This is a genomic window from Rhodopirellula sp. UBA1907 (assembly GCF_002337565.1).
GTDB lineage: Bacteria > Planctomycetota > Planctomycetia > Pirellulales > Pirellulaceae > Rhodopirellula > Rhodopirellula europaea.
This window is the reverse complement of record NZ_DDGH01000003.1, coordinates 52,468-62,204: the sequence shown is the minus strand read 5'-3', so window position 1 is coordinate 62,204 and position 9,737 is coordinate 52,468. Positions and strand designations below refer to the sequence as shown.

General features: G+C 54.3%; 6 protein-coding genes. All 6 read right to left on the bottom strand.

Annotation, left to right across the window (positions count from 1 at the left end; genetic code table 11):
- Positions 1 to 1,156 (bottom strand): App1 family protein (locus B2R17_RS01370; protein ID WP_286762537.1); only part of this gene is annotated, 1,156 nt, incomplete at its 3' end.
- Positions 1,157 to 1,179: 23 nt separating this feature from the next.
- Positions 1,180 to 6,093 (bottom strand): PAS domain S-box protein, encoded by a 4,914-nt coding sequence (locus B2R17_RS01365; protein ID WP_286762536.1) that lies wholly within the window; start codon positions 6,091 to 6,093, stop codon positions 1,180 to 1,182.
- Between the two features lie 437 nt (positions 6,094 to 6,530).
- Positions 6,531 to 6,980 (bottom strand): response regulator, encoded by a 450-nt coding sequence (locus B2R17_RS01360; protein WP_286762535.1) that lies wholly within the window; start codon positions 6,978 to 6,980, stop codon positions 6,531 to 6,533.
- A gap of 154 nt (positions 6,981 to 7,134) precedes the next feature.
- Entirely contained in the window at positions 7,135 to 7,926 is a 792-nt protein-coding gene (locus B2R17_RS01355; RefSeq protein ID WP_286762534.1) for a CDP-alcohol phosphatidyltransferase family protein, read from the bottom strand.
- A gap of 3 nt (positions 7,927 to 7,929) precedes the next feature.
- Positions 7,930 to 9,081: an endonuclease/exonuclease/phosphatase family protein gene (locus B2R17_RS01350; RefSeq protein ID WP_286762533.1), complete on the bottom strand. Its 1,152-nt coding sequence runs from the start codon at positions 9,079 to 9,081 to the stop codon at positions 7,930 to 7,932.
- An 80-nt stretch (positions 9,082 to 9,161) separates the two neighbouring features.
- The gene (locus B2R17_RS01345) at positions 9,162 to 9,707 is read right to left on the bottom strand and encodes a DUF421 domain-containing protein (RefSeq protein WP_286762532.1); all 546 of its coding nucleotides are present in this window, start codon (positions 9,705 to 9,707) and stop codon (positions 9,162 to 9,164) included.
- Positions 9,708 to 9,737: the final 30 nt, after the last annotated feature.

The following is a 9,737-nucleotide window of genomic DNA, read 5'->3' as shown; positions in this document are numbered from 1 at the left end:
GCGACAACAGCCCGAGCCGCTCGGCGATCACGCTGACCTCGATGCTGTCCTTGACCAAATGCATTGGGACACCCGCCACGGCGCTTTGTTTGGCGTAGCGGCCGACCTTTTCGTCATGGTCACTCATCGTCTCTGGATCAATGTCCCGGATGAAGATTGCGGGGATACGGGGTCCGAATTCTTCCGCTGCCGTTGCGTAGAGACGAGCGTCTTCTTGTCCCGAGTCACCGACCAAGACGAACGGCAAATTGGGGAACGCGTTCATCAGTCTGCGAGTTTGTTCGAGCTTGCGATCGTGTCCTTGCTTGATGAATTTGTCGTCGTCAATTCCAAGATCGCGTAAGAACAGTGGGCCTTTCGGAATGGCGTTGAGTTCGAGGAAATCTTCCAGCAAGTCGTAGAGGTTCCACGGCGAAGAGGAAACGTAAAAGATTGGGTTAACGGGAGATCCAAAGCGTTTGCCATCGTGTTGCATCCATTCGTACAGCGATGCGACTCCTTCGAGCGGCGCCCTCGTTCTCGCATTGCCAAAGAAGGTTAGCTTCGCCATCGTGCCGATGTCGGTGGCTCCCGTCCGAAGGATCGTGTCGTCGACATCGCTGACGACGGCATACTTCGCTTCGGATGAAACGTGCATGACGTCGCAAACGGAAAGCGACTCCAAAGGTGAGACTCGATCGTCGTCCACGATTGCGAGTTGTGCTGGCATCCAGAACGCAAACTCGCTGTTGTCGGCAGTGCGTGGGATGTCGAGTTCGAAATACCCTTCGCTGTCGCTGATGGTTTGGCCAGTCACGCCGGCGAATGATCCCTCGATCGTGACTCCGGGAACCTCATCACTGGCGAATCGACGCCAAGTGTGCGTCAGGTTTTGCCACCAGCGATCGTTGTGGAAGTCTGGATCCAAAGGTGGGTTGCTGAGAACCCGTCCTCGAAGATGAATCGTGTCAGCCGTCGCGAATCCGGTGTAGGTTTGAATTTGGGGCACGCCGCTGCGACCCCAGCGTTTTCGGATTCGCCGGATCGCCATGTCGGCGACATCATCGGCGGAAGATGCGGTTCGAGTGAGCCAGCTACGCAGGTCCGCTTGGAAGGATTCCGGTTTCGGTTCAGACATGAATGCTTTGTTGTGATCGGGAACGTTGAAAGCTCCCATGCAAAGCAAATCTGAGGCCGTTCTCAGGCGTCCAGCAAACCTTTCGCGATTCGTAGCAAACGGTTGACCTTCAGCGGTTTGCTGAGGTATTCGTCAAAGCCTTCGCTGATCAAGCGGCGACGGGTGCCCTTCATCGCATCCGCCGTCAACGCAATCACTGGCAATTCGATCCCGCGCTCACGCAATTCTCTCACGGCCCCCAAACCATCCAGTTCGGGCATTTGCATGTCCATCAGACAAAGCTCGAACGGCTTGCCGTCTTTGTTTGCCGCCACGACCATGTCGACGGCTTGGCGTCCATTTTCAGCAACCTCCACTTCACAGCCCGCTTTCTTCAAGAAGTGTTGGGCCACGAAGCGAACATCTCGCATGTCATCCGCGATCAGGACTCGAGCGTTGAGCTGGATGTTTTGATCGAGAGACGTCTTGGAATTGTCGGTGTCTTTTTCCTCGGTCAATTCGATGGTCAGTTGGTCCATCTTGCCGACGGGATCGACTGGCAATCGGATCGTGAACTCACTGCCTTCGCCTTCGGTGCTGCTGACTTGGATCGTCCCGCCCAACGCATTGGTGAGGCGTTTGGTGATGCTGAGTCCGAGTCCGGTTCCGCCAAAGCGATTCGAAATGGTCGCGTCCGCTTGGACAAATGGCTCGAACAACGTTCGCAATTTCTCGTCTGCGATTCCAATTCCGTCATCGATCACCTTCAAAAGTAGGAACGATTGGTCGTCGATCTTTTCGGATCGCACCACGACTTCGACTCGTCCCTTCGGCGTGAACTTAATCGCGTTGGCAATCAGGTTGATCATGATCTGACGCAGTCGAGCTGAGTCCGTCGTGATCGTTCTCGGCAGTGGTTCGCTGACGTCGAAATGAAGCGTGTTTTGATAGTCCTGGGTTCGCATTTTCATCGTTTCGAAAATGTCAGCCAGCAGTTCACCCAACGCGACGCTGCTGGTCGCGGTGGTGAATTTGTTCGCTTCGATGCGAGACAAGTCCAGGACGTCGCCGAGCAAACGAAGCAAGTAGTCTCCGTTGCGCTGGATCGTTGAGAGGTATTCTTGGATGGTGCCTTCGTCAGGGTCTTCCTGCAGAATCTTTGTGAATCCGAGAATGGCCGACAATGGCGTGCGAAGTTCGTGACTCATGTTGGCCAGGAAGTGACTCTTCGCTTCGTTGGCCGCATCAGCGGCAAGCTTTGCTTCCCGCAGTTCGTTCTCAACCTGCAGTCGCTCTTGGATATCCACGAAGGTCACGACCGCGCCGACAATTTTGCCGTCTTCGTGGATTGGGTGACACCAATATTCGACAGGGAAGCTTTCGCCGTCTTTGCGGCAGAACCGTTCGTCGTATCGATTGATCGCTTCCCCGTTTCGGACCGCATGAAGAATCTGCAAGGACTCTTTCTCGAGAGGATGCCGATCGGGACCGCATGGTTGAGCAAGATCCACGAGCTCCCTTCCATCGATCTGACTTCCGTGTTCGTAGCCAAGCATTCGGGCCGCTTTTTCATTGCTGAAAGTGCATTTGCCATCGACGTCTAAACCAAACAATCCTTCGGCCGTGGAATCCAGCAGCAACCGAATCGTCCGTTCGTTCGTCTCCGTTTGCCGAGCCGCTTCAATGCGTTCGGTCACGTCGTTTTGAACGCCAACAAAGTGTGTCAGCGTGTCGTTCTCGTCGTGGACCGGAGTGATGTAGAGATCATTCCAGAATGCCTCGCCGTTCTTGCGATAGTTCTTGATCAGTTCGCGGACCGATTCACCGCGTGCGAGAGCCCGGCGGATTCGGAGGACTGTTTCGTCGTCAGTGTGTTCGCCCTGTAGGAACCTGCAATTGCGACCAATGATCTCCTGCTCGGAGAATCCGGTCATGTCAGTGAAGCCCTTGTTCACAAACGTGATCGGATGGTCTTCGCGAGAGCAGTCGGTGATCACGATGCCGTTGGCAGCTGACTGGACCGCCTCACTGAGCAGTCGCATCTGCGATTCATGGGACTTGCGAAGGGTGATGTCCCGGATCGATGCAAACAAAAGTTGTTTGCCTTGCAACAGCACTGGTGTAAGAGCCACTTCGACGGGAAACTCTGTTCCGTCGCGTTGTTGCAGCCAAGACTCGAACAGATTGCCACCTTTTGCATGAGCGGTCTCGATCCGGTCTTCGTACGATTTAGGGTCGGTTTCCGATTTGAATTGTGAGAGTTGCTGCCCGACAATCTCTTCGTTTGAATAGCCCAGTTGCTCGCACATTTTGCGATTGGCGTAGCTGATCTTTCCTTTTTCATCGAGCAAAACCAACGCGTCGATGTTCTGGTCCGCCATGAACTTGAACTTCAGTACGTCGCGTTCGGCTCGACGGAGACTGTTGACATCCACGAACGCGATCACCACTCCATTGATCTCGGAGTTTCGAAGGTACGGAAGCGCACGGACCAAGTAGGACGAATCTCGGCAATTGACTTCCCATTCCAATTCGACTCGTTCGTCGCGAGCTTGTCGGACGCGATCGAGGAACTGGTCGTCCTGGATCGGGTGGATGAAGGACTCAAAGGAGCGTCCCAAATTGTTTGGTTCGATCGATAGCAAACGAGAAATTTCGGGAGTGACTCGGCGAACTCGTAGTTCGTCGTCCAAGAAAACGACGCCGACACGAGTGGTTGCCAACAGGTTGACCATGTCGGCATTGGCTTCGTTCACTTCGTTCACGCGAACTTGGAGTTCTGCGTTGACCGAATAGAGTTCTTCGTTGACGCTTTGCAGTTCCTCGTTGGTGCTTTGCAGTTCTTCATTGCTGGCGACCATTTCTTCATTGGTCGCTTGCAACTCTTCGTTGGAAGTTTCCAGCTCTTCAATGGTGGCCTGCAAGTTTTGCCGATTGAAGCTGAGCTCTTGCTCTAGATCTTCGATTCGTGAATGTGCCGCGGAGGAAAAGTCCAGCAACGTGCCTTCTGATTGGTCGGAACTTTCGCTTGTCCTCAGTGCGTCGCCCAACGCCGTGCGTGCTTCAGATGCTTTGAATTGAATCAGTACGCAGGATGATGCCAACTTTGGAACGTGGTATGGCTCAACGATCAATTCCAAAACATGGTTGGGGCCATCGACGGGTGACGGAATGCCTTGGTAGTGGACGGCACTCTGTTGCTTCATCGCTTGCGTAACCGCGGCACCGATTGATGCACGCAACTCCCTGGGCACCATGTCAAGGATATTGTCCGACGGGATCCCGCTTGGAACGGTCAGGTATCGATTGGCACCCGGGAAGACATGAATAATCCGGTAGTCAGTATCGATCACCAAGCTGGGTGGCATCTTGTTCGACAACAAGACGTTGTAGATTTCGAGCAGGTTTTCATTGCGCCGTTGGGGCGGGGGCTCAACGATAGAAGGTGTCTGCGGCATTGCCGGTGAAACAGTCTGATTGGGCAAGGGCATTCGCAACTCGATCGGCAGGCGAACGTCGCGTCGTTTGCGAAAGAGCTTCCACTGCGTGTTGATCGCATCAAACTCGTCGCCGATATCGCCCACACTCTCACTGGGGCCCAAGAATAAAACTCCGTTGGCTTTGAGGGAAAAATGAAACAGCGAGAGGGTTTTTCGTTGAGCGGGTGATTGCAGGTAGATCAACATGTTCCTGCAAGACACCAGATCCATTTGCGTGAACGGTGGATCATTGATCACGTTCTGCGCCGCAAACACCACGCTCCGGCGAAGCTGGTCCTTGACCACATAGCCGGATTCGAACTTGGTGAAAAAGCGTTTCCGGCGTTCCTCCGATACTTCGCTCATCTGAGCGTCTGAATAGGATCCCGCCGCCGCGATTTGCAGAGAACCTCGGTGCGGATCCGTCGCGAACATTTTGAAATCGATTTGTCGATCGGATCGCTCGATGCCCTCACGCATCAACATGGCAATGGTGTAAGCTTCCTCACCGGTTGCGCATCCGCAAACCCAAATGCGGATCGTGTCTTTGGCTTTTTCGATCAGTTCGGGGATGACGCGTTGTTCAAGAGCATCGAAAGCATCGCGGTCACGAAAAAACTTTGTCACGCCAATCAGCAGATCGCGATAGAGCTCGTTCACTTCATCAGCGTTCTCGTTAATGTGGTCGACGTATTCGGTCAGGCTATCGAGATGCAACAAATCCATTCGCCGTTGAATTCGGCGATGCACGGTGCCTGACTTGTAGTGATTGAAGTTGATGCCGTGGTTTTTCTTCAGCAGTTGAAACACACGGTCCAATCCAGACCGTTGGATCTCCTCGATCGGAACTGATCGGTCGGCTTTGGGACTTTGGCCATCGAATAAGTACTGTTGCAAGGCCTCTCCCATTTTGTCGGGAGCCAGTTCAAGGTCGACGTGCCCTGTGTTGCGGGCGTTCATTGGCATCGAATCGAACTTGCATGTTTCCGGATCTTGGATGACCACCAAGCCGCCGTTGTTGCTGATCTCGACCACGCCTCGCGATCCGTCGCTGCCGGTGCCGGATAGAACGATTCCGATCGCTCGGTTACCTAGGTCTTGTGCGAGTGATCGCAAGAATTGGTCGATGGGATGAGTCAGGATCTTCTCGCTGCCACGATCGGTCAGCAACAACTTGCCGTTGCTGATGACCATCTCTTTCCTGGCGGGAATCAGATAGATCGTATCCGGTTGAACCTCGACACCGTTATCAACAACTTCGACCGGGATGTCGGTGACTCGCCGAAGCAGTTCATCCATGTGGCTTTTGAAGTCTGGCGACAGGTGCTGGACGACAACGAATGACATCCCCGTGGCGACCGGCATTTTGCCGAAGAGTTGTTCCAGTGCTTCGAGCCCTCCGGCCGAGGCGCCGATGCCGACGACATGCTGCTGCGGTCCGTTTGAGGCTGATGAGGCAACTTCGTTCTCGGATTCCGAGCCGAACGAAACATTCTGGGAAGCTTTGGTGTCAGCCATAGATGATGGTGTGGAAGGACAGGTTGCCGTCTGTAGGCACCCTTCACTCATGGCGAGTTGTGCACCGGGCGAGAAGCCAATGAATTTGGTATCAACAAAGAGTGAATCGCAGGGTCGTCTCTACCTGGTCGAAAAGGACGCAAAACGACCGGTCCGAACGACTAGGCACCCTAGCAAACGAAGTGCCGTTCCAGTGTAAGAAGGCGGGAAGCACTGTCAATCTAACAGCCTGCCTCCCGCGAATCCGGCGAGATGCTTGGAAGAAGCCTGGATGGTGATATCAAATACGGCAACTATTCCGTTTCGTCGCGTACCGGTCGCGTTCGTATGCAGTTTTGCAGATTCACACGCGTGATCGCCATTCGATCAGTGTGACTCCGTTTCGTGCATCGCACCGATGTGTGAGGTGTAAGCGAGGTTACGCGGAAGGCTGGCAATCAGAACTCGCGGAATTCGGACGCGATGCGGCGAAAACGTGCTGACACCGAGTGTGACGCGGACGTGTTCTCACCGAGCGGAATCGTTGCATTTCCCTGCGTCAGGTAATTCACGCACGCACACAACTGTTCCTTTGAAACTGGCTTCTTCAGGTAAGCGCTTCCACCCAGGGTCCCGACCATCCGCTGGATCTCTCCGTCTTCCAAGCTGCTGGAGACGATGACGGGAATCGCGGCGACTTTCGGATCAGCATCCGATCGCACCGTCTGCAGCAAATGCAATCCGCTGAGATGCGGCATATCGATGTCGGCGATCACGATGTCAGGTGATTGACGGCGGAGTTCAGCCAGGGCCGTTGCACCACAGGATGCATGCACGACCGAGTAGCCGAGTTCTCGCATCCATTGTCCCAGTTGTTCTCGGATGACGCGAACGTCGTCCGCAATCACGCACCTTCGAGATTGGTCAGGGTCGTGGGGCGGTGTGGTTGGCATAAATACTCGTGGGGGTGGGGATAACTTGCGACCGACGTTGCGAACAATGTGCCAAATCGGTCTATCGTCCAAGATCGGGCCGCTATATTCGTCGCAACAGCGGTCCTTGTCACGATGTCGCAGAATGCTTTCGCGAAGAAGCCTGCGGATCCGTCGACTCTTTCGCCTTCGACGTTCGATTTCGCCACAAGCCGTAAGACGCCGCAGAGTACAAGATGGGATAGACGAGCGAAACCAAAACCATCCAAGCTGGTGGATGCGGATACAACGGCAACATGGCAACAAGCAGCAACGCCCAGATACCGGCTCCGGACAACAACCAAGTTCGATGCTTTGCCGGGGCGAGGTTGGGGTAGATCAGCCAGATTGGAGTGACGGTCAAAACGGCCAATAACCAGATCATGATCGCGACTGGCCACGGCCCCAACCAATGGTGCAACAAGCCAGCGTAAAACGCGGCCACATTCCAGTACGAGGGGAACCCGCGAAAGAACCCGTTGGATTCGTCCTTGGCGTTTTGGTGTGCGAACCCAAACAAGCTGGCTCCCATCGCGATTGCGACGGTGAAACCAAGTCCTGCGGGGAGCCAATTCATTCGCCAAACTAGCATCAAGGGAATGAACGCAAAGGTGATGTAGTCGAGTAGGTCATCGATGGTTCGACCGTCGATCGATTGCGCGAGCGTTTTCACTCGGAACCGGCGAGCAAGCGGCCCATCAATCGCGTCAATGAACGTGGTCAAAAGCAGCCAAACGAACACGCGTCGCGGATCGCAATCGGGCTGGATGATTTCATGCATTGCCAGCGACGCAGGAAGGATCCCAGACGCGGTCAGCACATGCACGCCGTACGCGGTCGCTCTTTGGCGGGGCGTCGCCGGATGGTCGCTTGATTCCTGCATCGCTCAGCCGATCGCGGGCGTTCGCGTAGACAGCGGCATGGACGACATGCCGATTTCTTCTGATTCGACGGCTCGCTGCAACTTCTCTTCCGCTTCTTCTTCGTCGCTGGCCTTCTCTTCCAAAGGTTCTTGCTCTTGTTTCAGCACTGGTTGCAGTTGCAGATCGATCAAAATCGGAAAGTGATCGGAACCGACGTGACCCAAACGCTGTAGATCACGGACGCCAAAGTGCGTGGAGTGAAAGACGTGGTCCAATGGGAAACGCATCCAAACGTGGTCGGCGTGGAATGAATTGAAGAAACCACGGCCACGGCGGGGATCCAGCAATTGGCTGAGTCGTAGAAACAATCGCGTGGAGGGAGACCACGCAACGTCGTTCAAGTCGCCACCGATCACGATGGGACGATCATCTTCCGCCAATTCTTTTCCCCAGATGACCAATTCAGCATCTCTTGCCGTCGCATCGTTGTCGCGGATGGGTTCGGGCGGTCGTGGGTGAACTCCGATCACGCGAATTTCGTCGCCGCTGGGCAGTTCGACCATCGCGTCAATCGACGGAATGTCGTCCTGAATTCGGAAGCGTATTTCGCTTTCGCGAATCGGCAGGCGCGATAGCATCGCCATGCCGTACCAATTGTCCTGTGGATAGATAATCTGATGCGGGAAGATCGACTTAAGCTTTTCCAATGTTGGTTTCCAACGATCATCGATTTCCGCTGCAATCACCATGTCGACGTCGGTGTCCCGGACCACTTTCGACCATTGTTCGAAACGATCGTTTTCCATTTCAACGTTAGTCACCAACAATCGAAAGCGACGTTGGCTAGCGGATTCCTCGTCTTCCTGGACAACGTCCCACGTCGTCGCCTGAGTCTTGGAGAGAATTGTGTAGGGGATGATGCGGAACAAATGCCAACCGGCAATCGCAGTTGCCAGGATGGAAATGGAGATGCAGCTGATCGCGGGAGCTCGCGAATTGACCATGTTGACGGCAACAAATGCAATTGCCGCCAACACCGCGATCAAAACAATCTGGACACGCGGAAAATCCCATCCTCGAATGAACCAATGCGGATGAGAGCTCAGCGGTGCGAGAGAGCCGAAAACCAACACGCCGAACAGCAAATAGATCAGGACGTTGAATGCGGTCGACATCTTGTCACCTTTCGGGACTCAGGAAATTGGTTTGAGAACGCTGGTCAAAGCCTGACCAGGATCGATGATCCAATTCGAAATCAATTCGAGTTCAGTCGTTCTGCATCGTAGACGTTTTGAAGTATCCACGGATCGACGGGCGTGTCTGTGGATGAGTGAAGGACGGAAATGTCACCGGTCGTTTCGAAGACAACCGCTAGAACTTGGTTGAAGTTGCACGCGTTGGCTTCCCGTAGTTTTCCCATTAAATCGTTTTCCGTTAGGTTGGCCCGACGGAGATTTTCATGAAGAATTGTTGAGCCGGCCATCAGCAAGACCGGTTGATTATCGATGCAATCGCTGAACTTGCTGGATCGGCGACGCAAGAAGGCGATCGTCCACTGGATCGTAAACAACGCAAGCAGCGAGAGTGCTCCCATGAACAGCGTCGGTGACGGCTGCGTGATGGTCGCACCGAGTATCGAACCGGTCGCGATTGTCATTGCGAAGTCGGGTGCGGACATCTTGGAGAAACTTCTCAGTCCGGTCACACGTGTGTACGCCAGCACCGCTCCATAGGCGAAGACTGCCGTGAGCAAAATGCCGGCGATCTCGGTTGACGAGATGTCAATCCACTTTTCAAACATCTGAGTCCATCCTGGTTGAGTGGCGTGGGT